We start from the raw sequence: 26397 nt of genomic DNA on the forward strand, positions 1-26397 counted from the left end.
TGCCGCAGCCACTGAGGGATGAACCGGCAACCGGGTGCAAGCGGTGATCGCCGACAAGATCGCTTGGTAAGCTCCGGCCTCCCCCACCGCCGTCCGGAGTTTCCCGCCATGGCCGCACGCCGCTTCTTCCAGGTCGATGTCTTTTCCGCCCGCGCCGGCAACGGCAATCCCTTGGCCGTGGTGCTCGATGCCGATGGATTGGACGCCGCCACGATGCAGGCCATCGCACGCTGGACGCGCCTGCCGGAAACCACCTTCGTGTTCGCGCCGACGCGCCCGGACGCCAGCTACGGCCTGCGCATGTTCAGCCCGCAAAAAGAGGTGCCGTTCGCCGGCCACCCCAGCGTCGGCACTGCGCACGTCGCACTGCAAGCCGGCATCGCCACGCCGCGGGACGGCGTGCTGATGCAGGACGGCATCGCCGGCCTGCTGCCGCTGCGCGTCGATGTGGATGCTGGAGTACGCAGCATCGCCATCCGCACCCCGCGCGCGCAGGTGGCCGAGATCGCCGATGCCGCAGATGCGCGCCTGCAGGCGGCACTGCGCGGCTGGCCGCTGGGCGCGCTGCCGCCGGTGCGCATGGACGGCGGCCGCTGCTGGTGGCTGGTCGAGGTGGCCGACGAAGCCGCATTGCGCGCATTAGCACCGGACTGGGACGCGATCGCCGCCCTGGCCGAAAGCACCGCCAGCATGGGCGTGTTCGCCTACGCCCGCGCCAGCGGCCAGGCCTATGCAGTGGCCGTGCGCGCCTTCGTCGGCAACGGCCGGCGCTTCGAGGACGCCGCCTCCGGTGCGGCCAATGCGGTGCTGGCGGCGTGGCTGGATCACAGCAAGGCCCTGCCCGGCAACGGCGGCCGCTACGTCGCCAGCCAGGGCCGCGAAGTCGGCCACGACGCGCTGCTGACGCTGCACGTGGACGAGACTGGCGAGGTGTGGTCCGGCGGCCAGGTACAGACGGTGATCGAAGGCCACATCGACTGGCCCTGATCGAAGGTCGCCGGCACCTCGCATCGCAGGTGCCGACGGACGCGCAAAACAAAGGGCGCCTCGCAAGGAGGCGCCCTGTGGTTTAGTCGAGCAATAGTCAGTCGGGCAGCACGTCGACGCGGACGCGGATGCGGTCGCCCGGAGGCGAGGCGGTGCGGGTGTGGTAGTAGCGGCCGCCGTATTCGTAGGTCACGTCGTAGCCGTCGACGCGGTCGTAGCGTTCGGTCCGATAGGACACCGGCTCGCATTCGCGGACCACGCCGCCACCGTAGCCGCCGCCATAGGCGCGGGCATTGGTGTCGTAGATCGAGCGGCCGGCCAGGCTGCCGAGCATGGTGCCGACGGCAGTGCCGACGAAGCGGCCATTGCCGCCGCCGACGCGGCTGCCGAGCACCGCACCGGCGATGCCGCCGACCACCGACGAGGCGGTCCGGCCGCCATCGGTGCCGCGGTAGCCGTAGTCGCTGGCGTAGCTGCCGGACGCCGGGCGGTCGTAGCAGCGCTCGGTGGTCTCGCGCGGGCCGTTGACCTGCACCATGATCGGATCGGCGCGCACCACGCGCGCATATTCGTAGGTGCCGGACGCATACCCACGGTCGCGATAGTCGTCGTAGCGGGTGTAACCGTAATCCTGCGCGGCGGCGGAGCCGATGACGCCGACAGCGAGCGCAGCGGTCAACAGACGGGTCGAGAGCTTGTTCATGGCGATGGTTCCAAGCGCGTGGATCGCGCGACTGCATGCTCGATCCGAGGCGGTGAAACCAGACTGAATAGGGACGGTTGCGCCGCTTACATTTAGTGGCGCGACAGCATCGGGCGGCCCATGCGTGCAGTCGGTACGGCAGCGATGTGCATGGCCGCCCCGCGGCGACACCGTGTCGGTGCGCCGCAACACGCGCGGCCCGGCATGCCGCCGGACCGCGCCGGGTTCAGGCCAGCTCTGCTTCCAGGCTGATCGGCACCGCGCTCAGCGCCTTGGACACCGGGCAGTTCTGCTTGGCGTCGTCGGCCAGTTCGCGGAAGCGCGCGGCCTCGATGTTCGGCACCACCGCCTTGACCTTCAGGCGGATCTGCGAGAGCTGCGGCCCGCCTTCCATCGACAGGTCGACGTCGGCGCGGGTGTCCAGCGCGGTCGGCGGAAAGCCGGCCTCCGTCAGCTTGGCCGACAGTGCCATGGTGAAGCACCCGGCGTGCGCGGCGGCGATCAGCTCCTCGGGATTGGTGCCCTTCTCTTCGCCGAAACGGCTGTTGAACGCATAGCGCGTGTTCTCCAGCAGGCCGCTCTGCGGCGTGTTCAACCGGCCCTGGCCGGTCTTGAGATCGCCTTCCCAGTGCGCGGTGGCGTGACGCGAAATGCCCATGCGAGGCTCCTGTCGGTGAGTGGAGCGCGGACCATAGGGGAGGCGGCGTTACGGGCTTGTGCTTCTGCGCGGCCGCGGCAATGGGCACGCGCACAGCGGAAAGGCCCGGCCATCTCGCCACGGAAGTGCCCGCGCCGGTGCCGTCGTCGGCGAAAAAGACGCCAGTCGCGGCGAATATTCGCGTTTTTTTGCTTCCGGCCTATTGGCGCGGCGTAGCACATGCCCTACATTTCGCCATGCCGACGGGGTCGGCGCGACCCAAACCACCAAATACGGAATCAGGACATCATGGCAAAGACCGCAAAAAAGGCTGCCCCGAAGAAGGCAGTGAAGAAGGTAGCGACCAAGGCCGCCGCCAAGCCGGCCGCTCCCAAGCCGATCAAGGACGTGCTGAGCAAGTCCGCGCTCGTGGCCCACATCGCCGAGACCAGCGGCGTGATCGCCAAGGACGTGCGCGCCGTGATGGCCTCGCTGGAGCACGCCGTGGCCGGTTCGGTCAGCAAGAAGGGCGCTGGCTCGTTCACCCTGCCGGGCCTGCTGAAGATCACCGCCGTCAGCGTGCCGGCCAAGCCGAAGCGCAAGGGCATCAACCCGTTCACCAAGGAAGAGCAGTGGTTCGCTGCCAAGCCGGCCACCACCAAGCTCAAGGTGCGCCCGCTGAAGAAGCTCAAGGACGCCGCGCTCTGAGCAGCGTCGCCTGATCCAGGCAAGCACACCGACGAGACGGCCCCGGCCGTCTCGTTTTTTTTTGCGCGGCCTGCGCGCCCGGGTTGACGGCCTGCTAAGGCTGCGGCCGCTATACCGGTGCTTCCCTTCGACAGGATCGCGTGCATGAAACTACAGGGCTTTCTCGACCAACTGCTGCAATCGGCGCAGGGCGCCGCCGGCCAGGCGATGGGCAAGACCGGCGCCGCGGCGCCGGCACAAACCGGCGCCGGCGGCCTGGGCGGCCTGCTCAACGCCGACTTCGGCAAGGGAGCCCTCAGCGGTGGCGCGCTCGGCCTGCTGCTCGGCAAGCATCGCACCACGCGCAAGCTGGCGACGTATGGCGGACTGGCCGCGCTGGGGCTGATGGCCTATCGCGCCTATGGCGACTACCGGCGCCAGCAACTCGGCGCCGCCGCGCCCGAACCGCAGACGCTGGACCGGCTGCCGCCGCTGGAAGTGGAACAGCACAGCCAGGCGGTGCTGCGCGCACTGGTCGGCGCGGCCAAGGCCGACGGCCACCTGGACGAGCGCGAGCGGACGCTGATCGAAGGCGAATTCGCCCGCCTCCACGGCAACGATGCCGACGTGCAGCAGTGGCTGCATGCGGAACTGGAAAAGCCGCTGGATCCGGCCGAGGTGGCGCGCGCATCGACCACACCGGAGATGGCCGCGGAAATGTATCTGGCCAGCCTGCTCGCCGCCGACGAACAGAGCTTCATGGAGCGCAGCTACCTGGACGAACTGGCACGACAGCTCGGCATCGAGGACGCATTGAAGCAGCGCCTGCAGGAACAGGCGGCCGCCCTGCACGCGGGCTGAGCGCATGGCCGCGGCGCCCACGCTTTCGCCAGCGCAGCGCCTGCGCCGCGAACTACTGCGCGCGGCCTTGCTGGCCGCACTGGCGGTGGCCGCGGCCTGGGCCTGGCGGCATCCATGGGCGCAGCGCCTGCGCGTCGGCTGGGAGTTGGCGCGCGCGCCGGCGCCGACGGTCCTGCACATGCCGGTCGAAGGCGTGGATCCGCGGCGCGTGGCCGCCACCTTCGGCGCGCCGCGCGGGCGCGACCGCCAACACGCCGGCGTGGACATCTTCGCCAGACGCGGCACGCCGGTGGTGTCGGCGACACGCGGCATCGTCGTGGCCATCTCCGACCGCGGCCTCGGCGGCCGCCAGGTCTGGGTGCTCGGCCCGGCCCGACAGCGGCACTATTACGCGCACCTGGAGACGTGGGCGCCCGGGCTGCAGGTCGGCGACCTGGTGGAACCGGGCGACCCGCTCGGCGCGGTGGGCGACAGCGGCAACGCGCGCGGCACGCCGCCGCACCTGCACTATGGCGTCTACGCCGAAGGCGGCGCCTACGATCCGCTGCCGCTGCTGCGCGCGGCACGCTGAACGGACGCACTGGAACAGAGCGTCGCGAGCGACAGGCTCGTGGTGCCGCTCGCGCGCGCCTATCTTGGAAGCACACCCCGCGTGCGCCACTGCCATGACCGCCTCCCAACGCTACCGCGTCACCGTCACCCCGATCCAGGACGACGGCCTGCCCTGCCAGGGCCGCTGCACCATCGAACTGGAGGCGCGCTGTCGGCAGGACTGGATGCGCCTGCTCGAGGCGGCACAGCGCCAGCCCGGACTGCGCGGCGACGAGCGCGCCGCGCTGATCGTCGGCACGCAGTTGCTGCGCGGCCTCGGCGAGCGCAGCGACGGCGAGGCGCGTGAACTGCTGGCGCCGCTGCAGCCTGCGCTGGACGCGCTGCTGGCGCGGCTGGCGCCGCCGGCGGCCTGAGCGAGGACACGGCGCGCCGCCGGTTCCGCTAATCGCGCATTCACCGGCCACCGTTATGGTGAATTCCTCTCGTTCGCCCAGGGCTTCCCGATGATCTTCCGCAAGTTCACCCTGCGCGCGGCCGCGCTGCTGGCGCTCGCCGTCGCCACTCAGGCTCAGGCCGAACCGACCATCCAGGGCCGCCAGGTCAGTGTCGGCGCCGCCGACGTGCAGCACTACCTGGACGGCAGCTTCCCGCAGACGCACAAGGCGCTGGGCGGGCTGATCAAGATGACCGTCCGCGATCCGAAGCTGAGTCTGCCGCCGGGCGACCGCCTGAAGATGCAGTTCGACCTGAGCATGGCCACCGGCGGCGGCACGGCGACGCCGCTGGGCCAGGTGCTGCTGACCAGCGCGCTGCGCTACGACCAGCAGAGCCAGAGCTTCCACCTGCAGTCCCCGACCATCGACGATTTCCGCCCGGCCGCCAACGGCGGCAAGCTCGACGCCAATACGCGCGAGTTGCTCAATGCCTGGCTGGAGGACTACGCGCGCAAGGAGCCGATCTACAAGCTCGACCCGCGCCTGACCGCGATGCTGGGCGATGTGCAGATCCAGTCGGCTGGCGTGGAAAATGGTGCGCTGGTGGTGCGCTTCAACCAGGACATCGGCAAGCTGGTGCCGGCGGGCATGCTTCCGGGGCAGTAGACGCACGCTGCGGCACGACCTCGGTCTGCCCGAACGCGAATGCAGAAACGGCGGCCGAGGCCGCCGTTCTGTTATCCACCGTTCGCGCTCGCTGCAACGCGGTGCTGTCGTGTCGCCGCCGATGACTCAGCCCAGCGCCTTGGCCACCGCCTGCGCGAACGCCGGGATGTCGTCCGGCTTGCGGCTGGTGATCAGGTTGCCGTCCACCACCACCTCCTGATCCTCCCAGCGTCCACCGGCATTGGACAGGTCGGTCTTCAGCGACGGCCACGAGGTCACTTGGCGGTCGCGCACCAGCCCGCTCTCGGCCAGCAGCCACGGGCCATGGCAGATCGCCGCCACCGGCTTGCCGGCGCTGGCGAACGACTGGATGAAGGCGATCGCCGTCGGCTCGGTGCGCAGGTTGTCCGGGTTGATGACGCCGCCCGGCAGCACCAGCGCGTCGTAGTCGCCGGCCTGGGCCTGCTGCAGGCGCTTGTCCACCGGCACGCTGTCGCCCCAGTCCTTCTTGTTCCAGCCGCGGATGCTGCTCGCGTCGCCCGGCGCGATCACGTCGACCTGGGCGCCCCAGGATTCCAGCAGGCGCTTGGGTTCCTGCAGTTCCGACTGTTCGAAACCGTCGGTGGCCAGGACAGCCACCTGCTTGCCGGCAAGGGAAGGCATCGCGCTCATGGGACACTCCTCGAGTAGGGGAGTCCCACCGTAGAAACGCGCCGGTGGCAGTGCCGTGAACCGCGCGTCGGCGCGGCGTGCACGGCTGGACGCGACCTCAGCGCTTGGGCTGCAGCATGGTGCCGGTGCAGTTCCTGGCGCCGCAGCGGCATTCCCAGATCTTCTTCAGCCGCGGCGTGTGCCGTTCGGCCAAAGTGATGCCGTAGTTGTAGGTGAGTTCCTCGCCGGGCTTGATGTCGCGCAGCGCCTCGATCACCACCTTGTCCTTGCGGCGGTCATCGCCTTCGGCCTCGACGATCACCGCCTCGCAGTTCGGTGCGCAGCTGTGGTTGATCCAGCGCGCGTCGTTGCCCTCGTAGTTGGCGTCGATCACGTAGTCGTCGCTGAGGGTGAACAGGAAGGTGTGCCCGGTCTCGACGTCGCCGGCCTCGTCGCGGTCGACCTCGGCGTGGCGGCGGCGGCGGCCCTTGTACTCGATGACCCGCTCGCCTTTCTTGAGCGGCAGCACGGCGAACACGCCGTTGCCATGGATACGGGACTTGCGGGCGGCGATCTTGCGGGGCATGCGGCGATCCGGACAGGAAAGCCTAGATTCTGGCGCACATCGCCCGCGATCCCAAGCCCGCGCATGCCGGCCCGCCGACCGAGTCACCACTCCGGACCGATCGTACCGATCGAAATAAGAGATGAATGGCCCAGTTGGACGCTGCGGCGCAAAAGCGTACAATTTCGGTCCGCATTGAATTCCCACCGCGTCGCCATGCTCCGCGTCACCAAGCTCACCGATTACGCCACCGTCGTGCTGACCGTGCTCGCCGCGCGTCCGAACGAAGTGTTGAGCGCGACCGAACTGGCCGAACAGGCCGGGCTGGAGCCGCCCACGGTCAGCAAGCTGCTCAAGCCGCTGGCCCAGGCCGGCTTGGTCGAGGGCCTGCGCGGCGTGCGCGGCGGCTATCGGCTGGCGCGTCCGGCCGACGCCATCACCCTGATCCAGATCGTCGAGGCGATGGAAGGCCCGCTGGCGATCACCGAATGCAGCCACCACGGCAGCCAGTGCAGCATCGCCCAGACCTGCGGCGTGCGTTCCAACTGGCGGCTGATCAACGACGTGGTCGCCGACGCGCTGCGCGGCGTGACCCTGGCGCAGATGCTCCATCCCCTCCCCCCCTCCGGCGATCCGAAACGGCGTCCCATCGCCGTGCGGTTCGCGACCACCTGACCTGTAGGCAGCCCCATGGCCACCGAAAACGCTGAAATCCTGGAACGGCTGGGACGTCGCTACGACGCCGGCTTCGTCACCGACATCGAATCCGATTCGTTCCTGCCCGGACTGAACGAGGACGTCGTGCGCGCCCTGTCCGTGAAGAAGGACGAGCCGGAATGGATGACCGAATGGCGCCTGGCCGCCTACCGGCACTGGCTGAAGATGCCGATGCCGCACTGGGCCAAGCTGGACATCGCGCCGATCGACTTCCAGGCGCTGAGCTACTACTCCGCCCCCAAGGGCCCGAAGTACGCCTCGCTGGACGAGGTGCCGAAGGAGCTGCTGGACACCTACGACAAGCTCGGCGTGCCGCTGCACGAGCGCGCCAAGCTCGCCGGCGTGGCGGTGGACGCGGTGTTCGACTCGGTTTCGGTCGGCACCACCTTCCGCAAGGAACTGGCCGAGAAGGGCGTGATCTTCTGCTCGATGTCCGAGGCGATCAAGGAACACCCGGAACTGGTCAAGCAGTACCTGGGCAGCGTGGTGCCGGTCGGCGACAACTTCTTCGCCGCACTCAACTCGGCGGTGTTCTCCGACGGCAGCTTCGTGTTCATCCCCAAGGGCGTGCGCTGCCCGATGGAACTGAGCACCTATTTCCGCATCAACGCCGGCCACACCGGCCAGTTCGAGCGCACCCTGATCGTGTGCGAGGACAAGGCCTACGTGTCCTACCTGGAAGGCTGCACCGCGCCGATGCGCGACGAGAACCAGCTGCACGCGGCGGTGGTCGAGCTGGTGGCGCTGGAAGACGCGGAGATCAAGTACTCCACCGTGCAGAACTGGTACCCGGGCGACGAGGAAGGCCGCGGCGGCATCTACAACTTCGTGACCAAGCGCGGCGAATGCCGCGGCGCGCGCAGCAAGATCACCTGGACCCAGGTCGAGACCGGCTCGGCGATCACCTGGAAGTACCCCTCGTGCGTGCTGCTGGGCGACGACTCGGTGGGCGAATTCCACTCGGTGGCGCTGACCCATCATCGCCAGCAGGCCGACACCGGCACCAAGATGATCCACGTCGGCAAGCGCACCAAGAGCAAGATCGTCAGCAAGGGCATCAGCGCCGGCCGCGGGCAGAACACCTACCGCGGCCTGGTCAAGGTGGAGCGCAGCGCCGAGGGCGCGCGCAACTACACCCAGTGCGACTCGCTGCTGATCGGCAAGCAGTGCGGCGCGCACACCTTCCCGTACATCGAGGTGCGCCACCCCACCGCCACGGTCGAGCACGAGGCCACCACCTCCAAGATCAGCGACGACCAGTTGTTCTACTGTCGTGCCCGCGGGATCGACCAGGAAAACGCGGTGTCGATGATCGTCGACGGCTTCTGCAAGCAGGTGTTCCGCGAACTGCCGATGGAGTTCGCGGTGGAAGCCAAGAAGCTGCTGGAAGTGTCGCTGGAAGGCTCGGTGGGCTAGCGCCCTTCCCTTCTCCCGTCGGGAGAAGGTGGCGCGAAGCGCCGGATGAGGGTACGTGCGAAGCCTCGCGCACCCAAACCCCGCGAGATGCTTCGCACCGCACCCTCACCCCAACCCCTCTCCCGGTGGGAGAGGGGCTAAATCAAGAATTCTGACGGACCATCTCATGCTCACCATAGAAAACCTCCACGCCTCCGTCGCCGGCAAAGACATCCTCAAGGGCCTGTCGCTGCAGGTGAAGCCCGGCGAAGTGCACGCCATCATGGGTCCCAACGGCGCCGGCAAGTCCACCTTGGGCAACGTGCTGGCCGGCCGCGACGGCTACACCGTGACCGACGGCAGCGTGCGCTTCGACGATGCCGACCTGCTCGAACTGGAACCGGAGGAGCGCGCCGCTGCCGGCCTGTTCCTGGCCTTCCAGTACCCGGTGGAAATCCCCGGCGTGAACAACACCTATTTCCTGCGCGCCGCGCTCAATGCGCAGCGCAAGGCGCGCGGCGAAGCCGAGCTGGATTCGATGCAGTTCCTCAAGCTGGTCCGGCAGAAGCTGGCGGTGCTGCACCTGAAGGACGAACTGCTGCATCGCGGTGTCAACGAAGGCTTCTCCGGCGGCGAGAAGAAGCGCAACGAGATCTTCCAGCTGGCGGTGCTGGAACCCAAGCTGGCGATCCTCGACGAGACCGACAGCGGCCTGGACATCGACGCGCTCAAGACCGTGGCCGAAGGCGTCAACGCGCTGCGCTCGCCGGAGCGCGCGTTCGTGGTGATCACCCACTACCAGCGCCTGCTCGACTACATCAAGCCGGACGTGGTGCATGTGCTGGCCGACGGCCGCATCGTGCAGACCGGCGGCCCCGAACTGGCGCTGGAACTGGAAGCGCACGGTTATGCCTGGCTGAAGGAGCGCGTGGCGCCCGAGGCGGCAGTGCAATGAGTGCCCTGCTCGACTCGCTGGCCGCCGCGTTCCACGGCGATGGCGCGCGCCGCGCACCGCTGGAGCAGGCGCTGCGCGACGGCCTGCCGGGCACGCGCAGCGAAGCCTGGAAGTACACGTCGCTGCGCGCGTTGGAACGGCGCAGCTTCGCCCCGGCGCCGCAGACCGCACCGGCGGTGAACGCCGCGCTGCTCGACGGCATCCCGGCGCCGCGCCTGGTGTTCGTCAACGGCCGCGCCAGCGATGCGCTGTCGGACCTGACCGGCCTGCCGGCCGGGGTGGAACTGCAGCGCCTGTCGACCATCCTGCGCAGCGGCGACGACGCGATGCGCTTCCTCGGCCGCCGCTTCGAGCGCAGCGACGAGGTGTTCGCACAACTCAACGCCGCGCTCGCCGACGAAGGCTGCGTGCTGCGCGTGGATACCGGCGTGCGGGTGGAGCAACCGCTGCACCTGGTGTTCGTCTCCACCGCCGCCGAGGCCGACCTGGCCTGGCACCATCGCCACCTGATCGAACTGCGCCAGGACGCGACGCTGGCGCTGGTCGAGCATCACCTGCATGCCGGCGACGCCGCGCACCTGAGCAACAGCCTGGCGCACGTGCACCTGGCCGCCGGCGCGCAACTGACCCACGCCCGCGTGCAGGACGAGGCGGCCGGTGTCACCGCGCTGCTGCGCACCGATGCGGTGCTGGCGCGCGACGCGCAGTACCGGCGCGTGGACCTGGAACTGGGCGGCGCGCTGGCCCGGCACGAACTCAACGTGCGCCTGGAAGGCGACAATGCCCGGCTGGTCGCCAATGGCGTGCTGCTCGGCAACGGCCGGCGCCAGCTCGACACCCGCCTGGGCATCGAGCACATCGCCCGCGACACCGCCTGCGAACTGCTGTGGCGCGGCGTCGCCACCGGGCGCAGCCGCGTGGCCTTCCATGGCGGCATCCAGATCCGCCACGGTGCCGACGGCACCGACGCGGCGCTGTCGAACAAGAACCTGCTGCTGTCCGCCGACGCCGAGATCGACACCCAGCCGGTGCTGGTGATCGATGCCGACGAGGTCAAGGCCGCGCACGGCGCCACCGTCGGCCAGCTCGATGCCAATGCGCTGTTCTACCTGCGCTCGCGCGGCCTGCCGCAGGAACGCGCGCAGCAACTGCTGACCGCCGCGTTCTGCCGCGAGCCGCTGCGTGCGCTGGAGCCGGCACTGAGCGAAGGCCTGTTGGCGCGGCTGGAGCGGGCGCTCAGCGCCGCAGGCGTAGCATGAACGGGCCCGCCGCGCACACCGCCACGCCGCAGGCGCCGGACTGGGACGCGGTCCGCCGCGACTTCCCGCTGTTGATGCGGGAAGTGCACGGCAAGCCGCTGGTGTACTTCGACAACGCCAACACCGGGCAGAAGCCGCTGCAGGTGATCGCGGCGACCGACGCCTTCTACCGCCGCCACAATGCCAACGTCAGCCGCGCGGTGCACGCACTCGGCACCGAGGCCACCGAGGCCTACGAGGGTGCGCGGACCCGGCTCGCCCGCTTCCTCAACGTGCGCGCCGACGAACTGGTGCTGTGCAGCGGAGCCACCTTCGCGCTGAACCTGGTGGCGTATTCGTGGGCGCTGCCGCGACTGCGCGCCGGCGACACCATCCTGGTGTCGCGCATGGAGCACCACGCCAACATCGTGCCCTGGCAACTGGTCGCGCAGCGCACCGGCGCGACGGTCAAGGTCGCCGAGATCACCGCCGACGGCGCGCTCGACCTGGACGCGCTGCGCGCGGCGATGACCACCGACGTCAAGCTGCTGGCCCTGGCGCACGTCTCCAACGTGCTGGGCACGGTCAACCCGGTCCGCGAGATCTGCCGCGAGGCGCGCAAGCGCGGCATCGTCAGCGTCATCGACGGCTCGCAGGCCGCGCCGCACCGTCCGCTGGACGTGGCCGCGATCGGCTGCGACTTCTACGCCATCACCGGCCACAAGATGTGCGGCCCGACCGGCACCGGCGCGCTGTGGGCGCGGCGCGAACACCTGCAGGCGATGCCGCCGTTCCTGGGCGGAGGCGAGATGATCAAGGAAGTCAGCTTCGACGGCACCGTGTTCAACGACCCGCCGCACAAGTTCGAGGCCGGCACCCCGAACATCGCCGGCTTCGTCGGCCTCGGCGCGGCGGTGGACTATCTGCAGGGGATCGGGCTGCAGCACGTGGAAGCGCGCGAGGCCGAACTGCTCGCGCACCTCACCGAGGAGCTGCAGCGGATCGACGGCCTGCGCCTGTTCGGCACCGCACCGGGCAAGGCCGCGGTGGTCTCGTTCCTGATCGAGGGCGCGCATGCCCACGACCTGGCCACCCTGCTCGACCTGGAAGGCGTGGCGGTGCGTTCCGGCCAGCACTGCGCGCATCCGCTGCTGCAGTTCTACGGCGTCGCCGCCACCTGCCGCGCCTCGCTGGCGTTCTACAACACGCATGCCGAGATCGAGCGTTTCGTGGCGGCGTTGCGGAAGGTGCGGGCGCTGTTGGTTTGAGCGGGGATTGGGCATTCGGGATTGGGGATTCGTAAAGTGCCGCCTTCGCTAATCCCCAATCCCCACTCCCGAATCCCGGCCGCCAGGCTTAAAATCGGCCCATGCACACGCTCACCTTCCGCACCGCCACCGTCGACGATCTCGACGCCATCGCCGCGCTGGTCACCTCGGCCTATCGCGGCGACAGCAGCCGCGTCGGCTGGACCACCGAAGCCGACCTGCTCGACGGCAACCGCATCGACCGCGAGGTGCTGCGCGCCGACATCCTGCGTCCGCGCAGTCTGGTGTTGCTGGCCGAGCGCGATGGCGAGCTGATCGCCTGCGCGCATGTCGCCGACGAGGACGGCGCCGGCTATTTCGGCATGTTCTCGGTGCAGCCGCAGGCGCAGGGCGGCGGCCTGGGCAAGACCGTGCTGGCCGAGGCCGAGCGCATCGCCTGGCAGGAATGGCGGTTGCCGCTGATGCGGATGACGGTGATCGACCTGCGCGAGGAACTCATCGCCTTCTACGAGCGCCGCGGCTATCGTCGCACCGGCATCAAGAAGCCGTTTCCGTACGGCGACGCGCGCTTCGGCCTGCCCAAGCGCGAAGACCTGCGCTTCGAGGTGCTGGAGAAGCCGCTGGGCGGTGCCGCATGAGCGAGACCTGGACCTTCGTCTGCGCCGACGGCGAACTGCTGCCGGGCGAAATGAAGACGGTGTGGGACGAGGTGACCGATACGCCGATCGTGGTGTTCAACTTCGACGGCCAGTTCTATGCGCTGGAAGACCGCTGCAGCCACGAGGACTACGAGCTGTCCCCCGGCACCTTCGACCCTGCTGCCGGCAGCATCGAGTGCGTGCTGCACGGCGCCCGCTTCGACGTGCGAGACGGCCGCGCCCTGTGCGCGCCGGCCTACGGCCCGGTGCCGAAGTTTCCGGTGAAGTCCGAACACGGCGGGCTGTGGACCCGCGACGACCGCGGCTGAGCGCGCGGCGCGCGCCCCTATCCCAATACGGTTGTGCCGCGGCGTGCTTCGCCGCCGGACAGCATGCGCCTGTCGCCTCATTGCTCCTGCGCGCCCACCAAACTCAAGCCCCTTCAAGCACTTGGAGTCGCTAAAGATCTAGCGGCAGCGTGCCGCTATGTCTGTAGACAAATTACGTTCTGCGTCTCAATTGTCATTGAAGTTTATTGCAAAAGAAAATTTATTTAATCGAAGGGCCGCCACACACCGCTTCTGGACCGCATTCTCACGAGGAATTCCCATGACCGCCTTCCTGCAGCGTTTCAACGTCAGCCAGCGCCTTTCCGCCGCCTTCGGCATCCTGATCCTCATCTCCGGTCTCCTGGTGGTTGCCGGGCTGATCACCATGACCGGCGCGCGCAAGCAGCTGGATATCATCGTGCACGGCAACGTCAAGAAGATCGAACTGTCCAGCGGCATGCTGGATGCGAACTCAGCCATCCTGATCGCACTGGGCGCGTACGCCAATCATTCGAGCGCGGACGACACCGCAAGTTCGCTGGCGCTGATCCAGCGCGAGCGCGCGCATTACGACGAGGAGCGAAAGAGGCTCTACGCAATGCCGACCACCCAGGCTGGCCAGGCCCTGCGCACGGAGATCGATCGTCTGCAGAAGATCGCGCGGCCGTTGAACAACGCCGTGATGGAAGCGGCCGCCGCGGGGGATTACCAGCGCGCGCAGACCCTGCTGCGCGAACAGTCGCGCCCTGCCACGCTGGCATGGCAGGCCAAGATCCGCGAGAACGTAGCCCTGCAGCACCGGCTTAGCGCCGAGGCTTATGACGCCGCGGTGAGCCACCTCTCACGCGGCCGGGCGATGCTGATCGGCGGAGGCATCGCGGCCGTCCTGGCCAGCAGCCTGCTGGCCTGGCTGATCACCCGTAGTCTCACCGTGCCGCTGAGCCGCGCCACCCGTGCCGCCGAGGCCATCGCCGACGGCCGCCTGGACAACGACGTGAGCACCGACGCGCGCGACGAACCCGGCCGTTTGCTGAGCGCGATGGATCGCATGCAGACCCAGCTGCAGCGTTTCTCCGGCGAGACCGCGTTGATGATCGAGCTGCATGCCGACAAGGACATCAGCCACCGCATGCCGCAGGATTTCCCCGGCGTGTACGGCGAGTTGAGCAAGGGCATCAACACCATGATGTTCGAGCATCTGGACGCCATCGTCGACGCCATCGGCGTGCTCAACGAATACGCCAATGGCGACCTGCGCCGCGATGCGCGCCGCCTGCCCGGCAGCCGCGCGGTGCTGCACGAATCGATGGATGCGGCCAAGGCCAGCCTGCTGGCGATCAACACCGAGATAAAGCGCCTGGCCGCGGCCGCCGCCGCGGGCGATTTCAGTGCCCGCGGCGATGCCGCGCACTTCCAGCACGACTTCCGGCTGATGGTGCAGGACCTCAACGCGATGATGGAGGTCAGCGACCGCAACCTGGGCAAGCTGTCGGCGCTGCTGCAAGCCATCGCCGCCGGTGACCTGACCGCACGCATGGACGGCGAGTTCCACGGCGTGTTCGCGCGGATGCGCGACGACGCCAACGCCACCGCCGACCAGCTGACCGGCATCGTCGGCCGCATCCAGACCGCGGCGGTCAGCATCAATGCCGCGGCGACCGAGATCGCCGCTGGCAACGACGACCTGTCGCGCCGTACCGAGCAGCAGGCCGCCAGCCTGGAGGAAACCGCCGCCTCGATGGAGGAACTGACCTCCACCGTCAAGCAGAACGCCGAGCACGCCCGCCAGGCCAATCAGTTGGCGGTGGGCGCGGCGTCGGTCGCCTCGCAGGGCGGCGCGGTGGTCGGCCAGGTGGTCGAGACCATGAGCGGCATCGAGGCGTCCTCCAAGAAGATTGCCGACATCATCTCGGTCATCGACGGCATCGCCTTCCAGACCAACATCCTGGCGCTCAACGCCGCGGTGGAAGCGGCGCGCGCCGGCGATCAGGGCCGCGGCTTCGCGGTCGTCGCCAGCGAAGTGCGCACGCTCGCCCAGCGCTCGGCCGGTGCCGCCAAGGAGATCAAGGCGCTGATCGACGACTCGGTCGGCCGCGTCGCCGAGGGGTCGGCCCTGGTCGACCAGGCCGGCAAGACCATGCAGGAGATCGTGGGTTCGGTGCAGCGCGTCACCGACATCATGGGTGAGATTTCCGCCGCTTCCCAGGAACAGTCGGCGGGTATCGAACAGGTCAACCAGACCGTCACCCAGATGGACGAGGCCACCCAGCAGAACGCGGCACTGGTGGAGGAAGCCACGGCCGCCGCGCGCTCCATGGAAGAGCAGGCCGGCCAGCTGACCCAGGCGGTGGCGCTGTTCAAGATCGACACCCGCACGACCGCGACGCGCAGCGTGGCAGCGCCACGCACGCACGCAGCCGAGGTGCTCGAGCCCGCGGCCTGAGTCACCCCGGCACGGCCGGCGATGCGGCTTCCCGGCGCATCACCGGCCGTGCGCCGGCGCCGACACCTGGCGGCGCCGGAGCCGGCTGCGGCACACTGTGCGTCTCCCCCTTGCGAGCGCGCCCATGAAGATCGTCGAAGTACGCCACCCGCTGGTACAGCACAAGATCGGCCTGTTGCGCGACGCGGCGCTGAGCACCAAGGGCTTCCGCGAACTGGTCACCGAGCTGGGTACCCTGCTCGGCTACGAGGCCACCGCCGACCTGGAGACCGAGACCCACACCATGGACGGCTGGGCCGGCCCGACCCAGGTGCAGCGCATCGCCGGCGCCAAGATCACCCTGGTGCCGATCCTGCGTGCCGGGCTGGGCATGCTGCCGGGCGTGCTGGCGCTGATTCCGGCGGCGCGGGTCAGCGTGGTCGGCCTACAGCGCGACGAGGAAACGCTGCAACCGGTGCCCTATTTCGAGCGCCTCACCGGCCGCCTGGAGGAACGCGACGCGCTGATCCTGGATCCGATGCTGGCCACCGGCGGCACCCTCATCGCCACGGTGGACATGCTCAAGCGCGCCGGTGCGCGGCGGATCAAGGGCATCTTCCTGGTCGCCGCGCCGGAGGGCCTGCAGGCGCTGGAAGCGGCGCACCCGGACGTGGAGGTGTACACCGCCGCCATCGACGAACGGCTCAACGACAAGGGCTACATCCTGCCGGGCCTGGGCGACGCCGGCGACCGCATCTTCGGCACCCGCCTGGGCTAGGGCGCGTCATCGCGCCGCGGCCGCGGATCAGCGCTGCAGCACCTGCAGCGCGGCGCTCACGTACACCAGCGGCGCATTCCAGTTGATCGCCACTTCATTGGTGGCGTAGCTGCATTCCTTGTCCAGGTACGACAGCGCCGGCAGCGACGACGTGTAGGCGTGCTTGCACGCGTCGGCGTCCTGCTGCCCCGGCTGCGGACCGCCCACCAGCCATCCCGGCACCGGCGTGGCCACGCCGTCGGCAATGGAGATGCGATGGTGGATGTGCATCGGCGAGCGCGCGCCGATGCCGGTGACGAAGGACAGGCCCAGCGGATTGCGGCCGAGCACGTAGTCCAGCTGCGACTGCGCGGCCTGCAGGTATTCGGGCTTGTGCTGCAACTGGTAGGCCTGCAGCAGCATCATCGCCTGGTTCAGCGCGGTGGCGTTGCTGCCCCAGTGGAAGTCGGCGTCGCGCATGGTCACGCGCCAGGCCGAGCCCTGCCACACCTGCACCAGGTGATCGCCCAGGCCCTCGATCTCGCCGGCGATACGCGCCTGATCGGCGCGCGGGGTCAGCCGCGCACGGTGCTGCGCCAGCGACATCCACGCCAGCCCGCCGACCTGGCGCCAGTCGGGCACGCTGGCCGGCACCTTGCGTGCCATCGCCGCCTCGTAGAAGGCGTCGTCGGCGGTGGCCAGGTACAGCTCGGTGGCGGCCCAGGCGAACTCGTCGTCGAACTCGGTGTCGCCGTAGGCGCCGGTGTGCACGTCGTCCGGCTGCCGGTAGGCCACGTCCGGATGCGCCTGCGCCCAGGCCCACGCGCGCCGCGACGCCTCCAGCATGCGCCTGGAGATGCCGCCGAACTGCGCGTCGTACGGCGCGTAGATGCGGCTGGCCTGGGCCATCACCGCGGCGAAGTCGAGCGTGGCCGCGGTGCTCTTCTGCACCACGTAGCGCGGCGCGCGCGCCTGGTCCGGCATCTGCATGCCGGCGAAGTCCAGGTTGGTGAGCTTGTGGTACACGCCACCGTCGTGCGGATCCTGCATCGCCAGCAGCCACTGCAGGTTCCAGTCGACCTCGCGCAGGATGTCCGGCACGTCGCCGCCGCTGTTGGGAATGCCTTCGGGGTGCGTGCTGAAGTAGGTGGGGAACTGTTCGTAGGCGGCCAGCAGCGTGTACACGGTGATGCCGGAGCTGACCACGTACTTGTTGTAGTCGCCGGCGTCGTACCAGCCCTTGGGCGCGGCGATCACGGTGCCGGCCGGGCGCTCCGGCGAGGCCGCCGAGGCATGCACCAGCACGTGGTCGTCCGGGTGGCCGGCAGCGCGCGCGTGGCGGCCTGCGTAGGTGCCGTCCAGCGCGGTGCTGGCGCGGTTGTAGTAGTAGGCCTTGAGCGCGGCGCGCGACAGCGCGTTGTAGGCGTCTTCGCCGATGGCGAAGCTGTCCGACGGCGGCAGGCCGTCGACCTGCAGGCGGTAGCGGCCCGGCGTGCGCAGCGCGGAGAAATCGGCGATGCGCACGGTCTGCTGCGCCGGCGGCCACGCCGCGGCGGTGCCGAGGGTGCCGCGCAGCACCACCTCGTCGCTGTCGGCGCGCGCGATCGAGAACGCGTCGCCATGGCCGTCCGGCACCACCGCCAGCTTGCTTGCGGCAGGCAGGAAGCCGACCTGGTTCAGGCGGATCGGCGACGGCACGGTGGGGTCGGCATGCGAGGTGCAGCCGCCCAGCAACAGGCAGGCGAGGAACAGGCAGGACAGGGCGTGGGGCAGTTTCATGCGCCGATACTGGCCGGCCAGGATGACGGCTGCAAGCGCCAAATCGCGGACGTGCCGGGCGCGGCCCACGACGCGGCCGGGAGCGGCGGCAGGTGGCTTCGCTGACAGCGCCGTCAGCGAGACGTCAGCGTGGGGTCCCCCTGCGACGCCTACGGTGAAGGCCTGTTCCCGCTGCCGGCGCCGACCCCGTGACCGCCCTGCCCCCACCGACCGTTTCCCGCCGCCCGGCGCCGCGCGCGCCGCTGCTGAGCGTGGCGTTGCTGAGCGCTCTGCTCGGCGGCTGCATGGCCGGCCCGGACTATGTGCGCCCGGCGCCGCCGGTCGGCACGCAGCAGCCGTTCGAAGAGGCCGATGGCCGCTGGACGCCCGCCGCGCCGCCCGCCGCCGACCCGGCGGTGGCGTGGTGGACCCGCTATGGCGATCCGCAATTGAATGCCCTCGTCGAACAGGCCGACCGCGCCAACCAGACCCTGCGCCAGGCCGAGGCGCGCTATCGGCAGGCGCAGGCGCTGGTCGGCAGCGCGCGTGCCGCCGAGGCGCCGACGCTGGGCGTGCAGGCCGCGGCCACGCGCGAGCGCACCGTCACCCCCAAGCAGGAGCTGCGCGACGCCGATACGCTGGGGCTGAGCGCCAGTTGGGAGCCGGACTTCTGGGGCAAGGTTCGGCGCAGCGTCGAACAGGCCGGCGACAACGCCCAGGCCAGCGCCGCCGACCTGGCGCAGGCGCGGCTGTCGCTGCAGGCCGCGGTGGTAGCCGATTACCTGCAGTTGCGCTTCGACGACCAGACCCTGGCGCTGTACCAACGCACCCTGGCCGGCTACCGCGACGCGCTGCGGCTGACCCAGGCGCGGGTGCGCGCCGGCGTCGCCAGCGCCGCCGATGTGGCCGCGGCCGAGGCCACCCTGCACAGCACCGAAGCCGCATCGACCGACCTGGCGTTGTCGCGCCGGCAACTGGACCACGCGCTGGCGGTGCTGCTCGGCCGAACCCCCGCCGAGTTCTCGCTGGCGGCCAGCGACGCACCGTTGCCGGCGCTGCCGCCGACCCCACAAGCGCTACCCTCGGTGCTGCTGCAGCGGCGCCCTGACATCGCCGGCGCCGAGCGGCGCATGGCCGCGGCCAATGCCGGCATCGGCATGGCCGTGGCGGCGTGGTTCCCGACCCTGTCGCTGAGCGCCAGTGGCGGCTACGACGGTGCCGGGCTGGCCTCGCTGCTGAGCGTGCCGAACCGGGTCTGGGCGGTGGGCGCAGCGCTGGCCGGCACGCTGTTCGACGGCGGCGCCCGCCACGCGCAACGCGCGCAGGCGCAAGCCGTGTTCGATGCCGCTGCCGCCAGCTACCGGCAGACGGTGATGAGCGCGTTCCAGGGCGTGGAGGACCAGCTCGCCGCCACGCGCGAACTGGCGCGCGAGGAGCAGCAACAGCGGCGCGCCGCCGACGCCGCGCAGCAGGCCGAGCGCGTGCTGATGGACCAGTACCGCGCCGGCACCGCGCTGTACAGCGCGGTGATCACCGCCCAGGCCAACGCGCTGGACGCGCAACGCACCCTGCTGCAGGTGCAATCGCGCCAGTTCGGCGCCCAGGTCGCGCTGTTGGTCGCTCTGGGCGGCGACTGGGACAGCGCTCGTCTCCCCGCCGTGCGCGGCGCCTCGCCGGGCGCCACGCCGGCTCCTGTCCTACCGGAGTAACCCATGTCCACCGCCGCGCCCACACGCCCCGCCGATCCGCCACCGCGCCATGCCATGCCGCGACGGCGCTGGCCGTTCGTCGCCGCCGCAGTGCTGGTCGCGCTACTGCTGGCGGTGTGGTTGCGCCCGCGCCACGCACCCACCAAGGCGACGCCGCCGGTGCCGGTGACCAGCGCGCCGGTACTGCGCAAGGACGTGCCGATCCGCCAGACCGGGATCGGCACGGTGCTGCCGATCGCCTCGGTGACCGTGCACTCGCGCATCGACGGGCAACTGATCGCCGTGGGCTTCAGCGAAGGCCAGGACATCAAGGCCGGGCAGGTGCTGGCGCGGCTGGATCCACGCACCTACCAGGCGCAACTGGCCGCGGCCACCGCGCAACTGGCCAAGGACAAGGCGCAGTTGGGCAATGCGCAGGCCGACCTGCAGCGCTACCAGCAACTGCTGCGGGACAACGCCACCACCCGCCAGACCCTGGACACGCAAAAGGCCCTGGTCACGCAACTGCGCGCCACCCTGCAGAGCGATGCGGCGGCGATCGACAACGCACGGGTGCAACTGGACTTCACCACCATCCGCGCGCCGATCGACGGCCGCGCAGGCGCGCGCCTGGTCGATCCGGGCAACATCGTCCACGCCAGCGATGCCGGCGGCCTGGTGGTGCTGAACCAGATCGACCCGATCGCGGTGCAGTTCACCCTGCCCGAAAGCGCGTTCCAGCAGATCAACCGCGCACTGCAGGCCGCACCGGCCAGCGTGGGCGTGGATGCGGTCGAGCACGGTAGCGGGCAGGTGCTGGCGCACGGCACGCTGGCCCTGCTCAACAACCAGATCGACACCAGCACCGGCACCATCGCGATGAAGGCGCACTTCGCCAATCCCACGCACACGCTGTGGCCCGGGCAGAGCGTGGATGCGCGCATCACCCTGGGCATGCGCAGCGCTGCGCTGGTGGTGCCGAGCGCGGCCGTGCAGCGCAGCCAGGACGGCGAGTTCGTGTACGTGATCGGCGCCGACGGCAGCGTGCGCGACCAGCCGGTGCAGGTGCTGGACGAGGCCGATGGCGAGACGGTGATCGGCCAGGGCCTGCAGGCCGGGCAGCGGGTGGTGGTGGATGGACAATACCGCCTGCATCCCGGGGCGAAGGTGGTGGACGCCAAGCCGGCCAGACACGCCACGCCGGCCACTACGGGAGCGCATGCGTGAGCGTCTCGGCCGCCTTCATCAAACGCCCGATCGGCACCTCGCTGCTGGCGATGGCGCTGCTGTTGCTGGGCCTGGTGGCCTGGCCGCTGCTGCCGGTGGCGCCGCTGCCGCAGGTCGACTTCCCCACCATCCAGGTCTCGGCCAGCCTGCCCGGCGCCAGCCCGCAGACCATGGCATCGAACGTGGCGCAACCGCTGGAGCGGCAGCTGTCGCTGATCCCGGGCCTGAGCCAGATGACCTCGACCAGCGCGCTGGGCTCGACCCAGGTGACGCTGCAGTTCGACCTGGACCGCAACATCGACGCCGCCGCGCTCGACGTGCAGACCGCGATCAACGCCGCGTCCGGGCAACTGCCGAGCGCGCTGCCGAGCGCACCGAGCTTCCGCAAGATCAACCCGGCCGAATCGCCGGCGTTGATCCTGGCGGTGCAGTCGCGGGTGCTGCCGCTGACCCAGGTCAACGACTACGCCGACAACGTGCTGGCGCAGCAGATCTCGCGCATCTCCGGGGTCGGCCTCGTGAACCTGTACGGCGCGCAGAAACCGGCGGTGCGCGTGCAGGTGGATCCGGCCAAGCTGGCGGCGCTGGGCCTGAGCCTGGAGGACATCCGCTCGGTGATCGCCACCACCACGGTGAACGCGGCCACCGGCTCGATCGACGGTGCGCGCCAGGCCTTCACCGTCTCCACCAACGACCAGGTGCTGCAGAGCCAGGCCTGGAACGACGCGGTGCTGGCCTGGCGCAACGGCGCGCCGATCCGCGTGCGCGACGTCGGCACCGCGGTGGACGGGCCGGAGAACGCCAAGATCGCCGCCTGGGGTTTCGCCGGCGTCGCCGCGCCCGCCGACAGCGGCATCATCAATGGCCGCGCGATCATGATCGCCATCACCAAGCAGCCCGGCGCCAACGTCATCGACACGGTGGAACAGGTCAAGGCCGCGCTGCCCAAGCTGATGGCGTCGATCCCGCCCAGCGTCAGCGTCAAGATCCTCGCCGACCGCACGCAGAACATCCGCGCCTCGGTCAAGGACGTGGAGTTCACCCTGCTGCTGTCCATCGTGCTGGTGGTGGCGGTGATCTTCGTGTTCCTGCGCAGCGCGGTGGTCACCCTGATCCCGAGCCTGACCGTGCCGCTGGCGATCCTCGGCACCGCCGCGCTGATGTACGTGCTCGGCTACAGCCTGGACAACCTGTCGCTGATGGGCCTGACCATCGCCGTCGGCTTCGTGGTGGACGACGCCATCGTGATGCTGGAGAACATCTACCGGCACATCGAGGACGGCATGGAGCCATTGCAGGCGGCGCTGCAGGGTGCGGCCGAGATCGGCTTCACCCTGGTCTCGATCTCGGTGTCGCTGGTGGCGGTGTTCATCCCGCTGCTGCTGATGGGCGGCATCGTCGGCCGGCTGTTCCGCGAGTTTGCGGTGACGGTGAGCCTGACCATCCTGGTGTCGTTGCTGGTGTCGCTGACCCTGACACCGATGCTGTGCGCGCGCCTGCTCAAGCCGCACGCCGAGCAGGCGCAGGGACGCCTGGCGCGCGCGTTCGAGCGCGGTTTCGAGGCGATGCTGGCGGCCTACCGGCGCGGCCTGGAGACGGTGCTGCGGCATCCGCGGCTGACCCTGGCCAGCTTCCTGCTGACCGTAGCCACCAGCGTGGCGCTGTTCGTGGTGATGCCCAAGGGCTTCTTCCCGCAGCAGGACACCGGCTTCATCTCCGGCACCGCCGATTCGGCGCAGGATTCGTCCTCGGCGGCGATGCGCACGCGCATGCTGCAACTGGCCGACATCATCCGCCGCGATCCGGACGTGCTGTCCTTCGGCATGCAGACCGGCGCCAGCACCTTCAACTCCGGCACCTTCTCGATCGCGCTCAAGCCCAAGGACGCAGGCCGCACCGCCAGCGCCGACCAGGTGATCGCGCGGCTGCGCAAGCGCCTGGCGCACGTGCAGGGCGTCACCCTGTTCATGCAGGCCGGACAGGACATCAACGTCGGCGGCCGCCTGGCCCGCACCCAGTACCAATACACCCTGACCGACGCCAACCTGGACGAGCTCAACACCTGGGCGCCGAAGCTGCTCAAAGCATTCCGGGCGCTGCCGCAACTGACCGACGTGGCCTCCGACCAGCAGAACGCCGCGCCGATCGCCAGCCTGACCATCGACCGCCAGCGCGCGGCCAGCTTCGGCATCACCCCGCAGCAGATCGACGCGACGATCAACGACGCCATCGGCCAGCGCCAGGTCGCGCAGTACTTCACCCAGCTCAACAGCTACCACGTCGTGCTGGAGGTGACGCCGGCGCTGCAGGGCGATCCGTCGCTGTTCCAGCGGCTGTACCTGACCTCGCCGCTGACCGGCAAGCAGGTGCCGCTGTCCACCTTCGCCACGCTCGACACCAGCAAGACCGGCTACCTGTCGGTGAGCCACCAGGGCCAGTTCCCGGCGGTGACCATCTCCTTCAACCTGGCGCCGGGCGCGGCGCTGGGCGATGCGGTGGACGTGATCCAGACGGCCCAGGCGCAACTGCGGGTGCCGGCCACGCTCAGCGGCAGCTTTCAGGGCACGGCGCAGGCGTTCAGCGCCTCGCTGCGCACCCAGCCTTACCTGATCCTGGCGGCGCTGGTCGCGGTCTACATCGTGCTCGGCCTGCTCTACGAGAGCTACATCCACCCGCTGACCATCCTCTCCACCCTGCCCTCGGCCGGCGTCGGCGCGCTGCTGATCCTGATGGCCGGCGGCTACGACTTGAGCGTGATTGCGATGATCGGCATCATCCTGCTGATCGGCATCGTCAAGAAGAACGGGATCATGATGGTGGACTTCGCCCTGCATGCCGAACGCGAACGTGGGCTGTCCTCGCGCGATGCGATCTTCGAGGCCTGCCTGATGCGCTTCCGGCCGATCATGATGACCACCCTGTGCGCCCTGCTCGGCGGCCTGCCGCTGATGCTCAGCCATGGCGCCGGTTCGGAACTGCGGCGGCCGCTGGGCTATGCGATGGTCGGCGGGCTGCTGCTGTCGCAACTGCTGACCCTGTTCAGCACGCCGATCGTGTACCTGTACCTGGACCGCCTGCACGGCTGGTACCTGCAGCGGCGCCAGGCGCGGCGCGCCCGCATCGCCGCGCCGGAGGCGCTGCAGCCGTGAAGGTGCTGATCGTCGAGGACGAGCGCAAGACCGCCGACTACCTGCAGCAGGGGCTGAGCGAACAGGGCTGCACGGTCGACGTGGCCTACGACGGCATCGACGGCCAGCACCTGGCCCTGCATTACGACTTCGACGTGATCGTGCTCGACGCGATGCTGCCGGGCCTGGACGGCTTCGCCATCCTGCGCTCGCTGCGTTCGGTCAAGACCACGCCGGTGATCATGCTGACCGCGCGCGACAGCGTGGAGGACCGGGTCAAGGGCCTGCGCGAGGGCGCCGACGACTACCTGATCAAGCCGTTCTCCTTCATCGAACTGCTGGCGCGGCTGCAGGTGCTGGCGCGGCGCGGACGCGCGCAGGAAAGCACGCTGCTGCGCGTGGGCGACCTGCAGATCGACATGATCAGCCGCAAGGCCATGCGCGGGCGGCAGCGACTGGACCTGACCGCCAAGGAGTTCGCGCTGCTGGCGGCATTGGCCCGGCACCAGGGCGAGATCCTGTCCAAGACCGCAATCGCCGAGATGGTCTGGGACATGAACTTCGACAGCAACACCAACGTGGTGGAAGTGGCGATCAAGCGCCTGCGCGCCAAGATCGACGTGCCGTTCGACGCCCCGCTGCTGCACACCGTGCGCGGCATGGGCTACGTGCTGGAAGAACGCGAGGACGCGGCCGGGTGAGCGCACCGGCGCGGCCCTCGATCGCGCTGCGCCTGGCCGGCCTGTTCGCGGCCACCGCGCTGCTTGGCTTCGCCCTGATCGGGCTGGTGCTGCACCAGGTGCTGGAGCACGAGCTGCGCCGCCACCAACGCGAGGAACTGCGCTCGCGCATGGACGCGGTGCAGTACATGTTGGTCAACAGCCGCTCGCCGGAGCTGGCCGCGCATGCGCGCACCCGCCTGGCCAGCGTTTCCAGCGCGCCGGACCTGCGCTTCTGGCTGTGGAGCGCCGATCCGGCGTTCCGCTACGGACGCGGCGCCGAGGCGATGGCGCAGGCCACGCGCGGCCATAGCGGGCTGGTGCGTATCGACGATCCGCAGGCGCTGGGCATCGCCGATGCGCATCCGCAGGCCTGGCAGGCCATCGGCCAGGCGCTGCCGGCCACGCCGGTGCGCCCGCCGGTGCAGCTGATCGCGGCGATGGACAGCGCGCCGTTCGCGCTGACCCGGCGCCGCTTCGACATCGCCCTGGCGCTGGTGACGCTGGCCGGCACCGCACTGGTCGGCGCGCTGGGCTACTGGACCGCCAAGCTCGGCCTGCGCCCGGTGCAGCGGCTGTCCGCCGACGCCCAGCGCATCGGTCCGCACGACCGGCGGCGCCTGGACCTGCCGCGGCTGCCGCGCGAACTGGAGGACCTGGGCGCCTCGTTGAACGCCGCGTTCGACCGGCTCGATGCGGCCTATGCGCAGCAGGAAAGCTTCAATGCCGACGTCGCCCACGAACTGCGCACGCCGCTGGCCAGCCTGATCGGCCAGACCCAGGTGGCGCTGACCCGCCATCGCGATGCAGAGCAGTTGCGCCAGGTGCTGCAGTCGAACCTGGAGGAACTGGAGCGGCTGCGCGCGATCGTCGCCGACATGCTGTTCCTGGCCCGCGCCGAACAGGGCCAGCGCGCGCGCCAGTGCGAGGACGCGTCGCTGGCCGAGGAAGTCGGCAAGACCGTGGAGTTCTTCGAGGTGCTGCTGGACGAGGGCGGCTTGCAGGTGGAGGTGCGCGGCGACGTGGTGGTGCCGGTCGAGAAATCGCTGCTGCGGCGCGCGCTGTCCAACCTGCTGCACAACGCCATCCAGCACTCGACCGGTCACGCGCCGATCGTGGTGGAGATCGCACAGCGCGGCGGCGAGGCGCTGATCGCCTTCTCCAACCCCAGCGTGGCGCTGGCGCCGGAGCATCTGCAGCGCCTGTTCGACCGCTTCTACCGCGGCGACGCCGCCCGCGCCAACAGCCGCGAGAGCCACGGTTTGGGATTAGCGATCGTCAAGGCGGTGGCGACCATGCACGGCGGGCGCGTGTTCGCGCAGCACCGCGACGGCATCACCACGATCGGGTTTTCGGTGGCGCTGGACGGCACGACTACCGGCGCGCCGACACACGCCGCCCTGCACTGGTAAACC

General features: G+C 69.8%; 25 protein-coding genes. 20 read left to right on the top strand and 5 right to left on the bottom strand.

Features of this window, described 5'->3' with window-relative positions; genetic code table 11:
* The first annotated feature begins 108 nt into the window (after positions 1–108).
* Positions 109–987, top strand: a complete 879-nt coding sequence (locus tag AC1PK7_RS14185; protein WP_481098554.1) for a PhzF family phenazine biosynthesis protein — start codon at positions 109–111, stop codon at positions 985–987.
* A 97-nt stretch (positions 988–1084) separates the two neighbouring features.
* Here AC1PK7_RS14185 and AC1PK7_RS14190 read toward each other — a convergent pair whose 3' ends face one another.
* Together AC1PK7_RS14190 and AC1PK7_RS14195 are read right to left on the bottom strand one after the other, a co-directional pair.
* The gene (locus AC1PK7_RS14190; protein WP_010342001.1) at positions 1085–1690 is read right to left on the bottom strand and encodes a glycine zipper 2TM domain-containing protein; all 606 of its coding nucleotides are present in this window, start codon (positions 1688–1690) and stop codon (positions 1085–1087) included.
* 226 nt (positions 1691–1916) lie between these two features.
* Positions 1917–2348 carry an OsmC family protein gene (locus AC1PK7_RS14195; protein WP_481098555.1) on the bottom strand — a complete coding sequence of 144 codons (432 nt, stop codon included), beginning with the start codon at positions 2346–2348 and terminating at the stop codon, positions 1917–1919.
* Positions 2349–2636: 288 nt separating this feature from the next.
* On the opposite strand from AC1PK7_RS14195, the gene AC1PK7_RS14200 reads away from it, so the two are divergent.
* The 5 genes from AC1PK7_RS14200 (at position 2637) to AC1PK7_RS14220 (ending at position 5527) form a co-directional block, all read left to right on the top strand.
* A complete protein-coding gene (locus AC1PK7_RS14200) occupies positions 2637–3035 on the top strand; it encodes an HU family DNA-binding protein (RefSeq protein ID WP_026143706.1) in 399 nt (132 codons plus the stop codon).
* A gap of 144 nt (positions 3036–3179) precedes the next feature.
* Positions 3180–3875, top strand: a complete 696-nt coding sequence (locus AC1PK7_RS14205) for a tellurite resistance TerB family protein (protein WP_481098556.1) — start codon at positions 3180–3182, stop codon at positions 3873–3875.
* Positions 3876–3879: 4 nt separating this feature from the next.
* Positions 3880–4446, top strand: a complete 567-nt coding sequence (locus AC1PK7_RS14210; RefSeq protein WP_481098557.1) for a M23 family metallopeptidase — start codon at positions 3880–3882, stop codon at positions 4444–4446.
* A gap of 94 nt (positions 4447–4540) precedes the next feature.
* On the top strand, positions 4541–4840 hold the full coding sequence (locus AC1PK7_RS14215) for a DUF3861 family protein (protein ID WP_481098558.1): 300 nt from the start codon (positions 4541–4543) through the stop codon (positions 4838–4840).
* 90 nt (positions 4841–4930) lie between these two features.
* On the top strand, positions 4931–5527 hold the full coding sequence (locus AC1PK7_RS14220; protein WP_481098559.1) for a DUF1439 domain-containing protein: 597 nt from the start codon (positions 4931–4933) through the stop codon (positions 5525–5527).
* 126 nt (positions 5528–5653) lie between these two features.
* Here AC1PK7_RS14220 and AC1PK7_RS14225 read toward each other — a convergent pair whose 3' ends face one another.
* Both AC1PK7_RS14225 and AC1PK7_RS14230 read right to left on the bottom strand, forming a co-directional pair.
* Positions 5654–6199: a type 1 glutamine amidotransferase domain-containing protein gene (locus AC1PK7_RS14225; RefSeq protein ID WP_010342010.1), complete on the bottom strand. Its 546-nt coding sequence runs from the start codon at positions 6197–6199 to the stop codon at positions 5654–5656.
* Between the two features lie 97 nt (positions 6200–6296).
* The gene (locus AC1PK7_RS14230; protein WP_481098560.1) at positions 6297–6764 is read right to left on the bottom strand and encodes an SET domain-containing protein; all 468 of its coding nucleotides are present in this window, start codon (positions 6762–6764) and stop codon (positions 6297–6299) included.
* A 195-nt stretch (positions 6765–6959) separates the two neighbouring features.
* Between AC1PK7_RS14230 and AC1PK7_RS14235 the strand changes: the two genes are divergently transcribed.
* The 9 genes from AC1PK7_RS14235 (at position 6960) to upp (ending at position 16483) form a co-directional block, all read left to right on the top strand.
* Positions 6960–7418: an SUF system Fe-S cluster assembly regulator gene (locus AC1PK7_RS14235; RefSeq protein ID WP_017913833.1), complete on the top strand. Its 459-nt coding sequence runs from the start codon at positions 6960–6962 to the stop codon at positions 7416–7418.
* A 15-nt stretch (positions 7419–7433) separates the two neighbouring features.
* Positions 7434–8876 carry a Fe-S cluster assembly protein SufB gene (gene sufB, locus AC1PK7_RS14240; protein WP_420007399.1) on the top strand — a complete coding sequence of 481 codons (1443 nt, stop codon included), beginning with the start codon at positions 7434–7436 and terminating at the stop codon, positions 8874–8876.
* A gap of 166 nt (positions 8877–9042) precedes the next feature.
* The gene (gene sufC, locus AC1PK7_RS14245) at positions 9043–9810 is read left to right on the top strand and encodes a Fe-S cluster assembly ATPase SufC (RefSeq protein WP_209031706.1); all 768 of its coding nucleotides are present in this window, start codon (positions 9043–9045) and stop codon (positions 9808–9810) included.
* The gene (gene sufD, locus AC1PK7_RS14250) at positions 9807–11069 is read left to right on the top strand and encodes a Fe-S cluster assembly protein SufD (protein ID WP_481098561.1); all 1263 of its coding nucleotides are present in this window, start codon (positions 9807–9809) and stop codon (positions 11067–11069) included. The genes sufC and sufD overlap by 4 nt, the downstream gene beginning before the upstream one ends.
* A complete protein-coding gene (locus AC1PK7_RS14255; RefSeq protein WP_481098562.1) occupies positions 11066–12316 on the top strand; it encodes a cysteine desulfurase in 1251 nt (416 codons plus the stop codon). The genes sufD and AC1PK7_RS14255 overlap by 4 nt, the downstream gene beginning before the upstream one ends.
* Positions 12317–12417: 101 nt before the next feature.
* Entirely contained in the window at positions 12418–12954 is a 537-nt protein-coding gene (locus tag AC1PK7_RS14260) for a GNAT family N-acetyltransferase (protein ID WP_017915886.1), read from the top strand.
* Entirely contained in the window at positions 12951–13283 is a 333-nt protein-coding gene (locus AC1PK7_RS14265; protein ID WP_017915885.1) for a non-heme iron oxygenase ferredoxin subunit, read from the top strand. The genes AC1PK7_RS14260 and AC1PK7_RS14265 overlap by 4 nt, the downstream gene beginning before the upstream one ends.
* Before the next feature lie 280 nt (positions 13284–13563).
* Entirely contained in the window at positions 13564–15726 is a 2163-nt protein-coding gene (locus AC1PK7_RS14270; RefSeq protein WP_481100900.1) for a methyl-accepting chemotaxis protein, read from the top strand.
* Positions 15727–15850: 124 nt separating this feature from the next.
* A complete protein-coding gene (gene upp, locus AC1PK7_RS14275; protein WP_010342021.1) occupies positions 15851–16483 on the top strand; it encodes a uracil phosphoribosyltransferase in 633 nt (210 codons plus the stop codon).
* Positions 16484–16510: 27 nt separating this feature from the next.
* Here the strand turns inward: upp and AC1PK7_RS14280 are convergent, their stop codons facing one another.
* On the bottom strand, positions 16511–18241 hold the full coding sequence (locus AC1PK7_RS14280) for a glycoside hydrolase family 9 protein (RefSeq protein ID WP_481098563.1): 1731 nt from the start codon (positions 18239–18241) through the stop codon (positions 16511–16513).
* A 188-nt stretch (positions 18242–18429) separates the two neighbouring features.
* Here AC1PK7_RS14280 and AC1PK7_RS14285 point away from each other — a divergent pair, with 188 nt between their 5' ends.
* The 5 genes from AC1PK7_RS14285 to AC1PK7_RS14305 are packed head-to-tail and all read left to right on the top strand — an operon-like array spanning position 18430 to position 26394.
* Complete coding sequence (locus AC1PK7_RS14285) at positions 18430–19929, top strand: efflux transporter outer membrane subunit (protein WP_481098564.1); 1500 nt, start codon at positions 18430–18432, stop codon at positions 19927–19929.
* 3 nt (positions 19930–19932) lie between these two features.
* Positions 19933–21135 (top strand): efflux RND transporter periplasmic adaptor subunit, encoded by a 1203-nt coding sequence (locus tag AC1PK7_RS14290; protein WP_481098565.1) that lies wholly within the window; start codon positions 19933–19935, stop codon positions 21133–21135.
* On the top strand, positions 21132–24284 hold the full coding sequence (locus AC1PK7_RS14295) for an efflux RND transporter permease subunit (protein ID WP_481098566.1): 3153 nt from the start codon (positions 21132–21134) through the stop codon (positions 24282–24284). Before AC1PK7_RS14290 ends, AC1PK7_RS14295 begins: the two co-directional genes overlap by 4 nt.
* On the top strand, positions 24281–24964 hold the full coding sequence (locus AC1PK7_RS14300; protein ID WP_481098567.1) for a heavy metal response regulator transcription factor: 684 nt from the start codon (positions 24281–24283) through the stop codon (positions 24962–24964). The genes AC1PK7_RS14295 and AC1PK7_RS14300 overlap by 4 nt, the downstream gene beginning before the upstream one ends.
* Complete coding sequence (locus AC1PK7_RS14305; RefSeq protein WP_481098568.1) at positions 24961–26394, top strand: heavy metal sensor histidine kinase; 1434 nt, start codon at positions 24961–24963, stop codon at positions 26392–26394. The genes AC1PK7_RS14300 and AC1PK7_RS14305 overlap by 4 nt, the downstream gene beginning before the upstream one ends.
* Positions 26395–26397: the final 3 nt, after the last annotated feature.

The sequence above is a fragment of the Xanthomonas sp. NCPPB 3174 genome (assembly GCF_056725205.1).

What these genes read in the sequence shown, in the direction of transcription:
- AC1PK7_RS14185 (WP_481098554.1), top strand. Translation starts at nt 109, where the DNA reads ATGGCCGCACGCCGCTTCTTCCAGGTCGATGTCTTTTCCGCCCGCGCC.
- AC1PK7_RS14190 (WP_010342001.1), bottom strand. Translation starts at nt 1,690, where the DNA reads ATGAACAAGCTCTCGACCCGTCTGTTGACCGCTGCGCTCGCTGTCGGC.
- AC1PK7_RS14195 (WP_481098555.1), bottom strand. Translation starts at nt 2,348, where the DNA reads ATGGGCATTTCGCGTCACGCCACCGCGCACTGGGAAGGCGATCTCAAG.
- AC1PK7_RS14200 (WP_026143706.1), top strand. Translation starts at nt 2,637, where the DNA reads ATGGCAAAGACCGCAAAAAAGGCTGCCCCGAAGAAGGCAGTGAAGAAG.
- AC1PK7_RS14205 (WP_481098556.1), top strand. Translation starts at nt 3,180, where the DNA reads ATGAAACTACAGGGCTTTCTCGACCAACTGCTGCAATCGGCGCAGGGC.
- AC1PK7_RS14210 (WP_481098557.1), top strand. Translation starts at nt 3,880, where the DNA reads ATGGCCGCGGCGCCCACGCTTTCGCCAGCGCAGCGCCTGCGCCGCGAA.
- AC1PK7_RS14215 (WP_481098558.1), top strand. Translation starts at nt 4,541, where the DNA reads ATGACCGCCTCCCAACGCTACCGCGTCACCGTCACCCCGATCCAGGAC.
- AC1PK7_RS14220 (WP_481098559.1), top strand. Translation starts at nt 4,931, where the DNA reads ATGATCTTCCGCAAGTTCACCCTGCGCGCGGCCGCGCTGCTGGCGCTC.
- AC1PK7_RS14225 (WP_010342010.1), bottom strand. Translation starts at nt 6,199, where the DNA reads ATGAGCGCGATGCCTTCCCTTGCCGGCAAGCAGGTGGCTGTCCTGGCC.
- AC1PK7_RS14230 (WP_481098560.1), bottom strand. Translation starts at nt 6,764, where the DNA reads ATGCCCCGCAAGATCGCCGCCCGCAAGTCCCGTATCCATGGCAACGGC.
- AC1PK7_RS14235 (WP_017913833.1), top strand. Translation starts at nt 6,960, where the DNA reads ATGCTCCGCGTCACCAAGCTCACCGATTACGCCACCGTCGTGCTGACC.
- sufB (WP_420007399.1), top strand. Translation starts at nt 7,434, where the DNA reads ATGGCCACCGAAAACGCTGAAATCCTGGAACGGCTGGGACGTCGCTAC.
- sufC (WP_209031706.1), top strand. Translation starts at nt 9,043, where the DNA reads ATGCTCACCATAGAAAACCTCCACGCCTCCGTCGCCGGCAAAGACATC.
- sufD (WP_481098561.1), top strand. Translation starts at nt 9,807, where the DNA reads ATGAGTGCCCTGCTCGACTCGCTGGCCGCCGCGTTCCACGGCGATGGC.
- AC1PK7_RS14255 (WP_481098562.1), top strand. Translation starts at nt 11,066, where the DNA reads ATGAACGGGCCCGCCGCGCACACCGCCACGCCGCAGGCGCCGGACTGG.
- AC1PK7_RS14260 (WP_017915886.1), top strand. Translation starts at nt 12,418, where the DNA reads ATGCACACGCTCACCTTCCGCACCGCCACCGTCGACGATCTCGACGCC.
- AC1PK7_RS14265 (WP_017915885.1), top strand. Translation starts at nt 12,951, where the DNA reads ATGAGCGAGACCTGGACCTTCGTCTGCGCCGACGGCGAACTGCTGCCG.
- AC1PK7_RS14270 (WP_481100900.1), top strand. Translation starts at nt 13,564, where the DNA reads ATGACCGCCTTCCTGCAGCGTTTCAACGTCAGCCAGCGCCTTTCCGCC.
- upp (WP_010342021.1), top strand. Translation starts at nt 15,851, where the DNA reads ATGAAGATCGTCGAAGTACGCCACCCGCTGGTACAGCACAAGATCGGC.
- AC1PK7_RS14280 (WP_481098563.1), bottom strand. Translation starts at nt 18,241, where the DNA reads ATGAAACTGCCCCACGCCCTGTCCTGCCTGTTCCTCGCCTGCCTGTTG.
- AC1PK7_RS14290 (WP_481098565.1), top strand. Translation starts at nt 19,933, where the DNA reads ATGTCCACCGCCGCGCCCACACGCCCCGCCGATCCGCCACCGCGCCAT.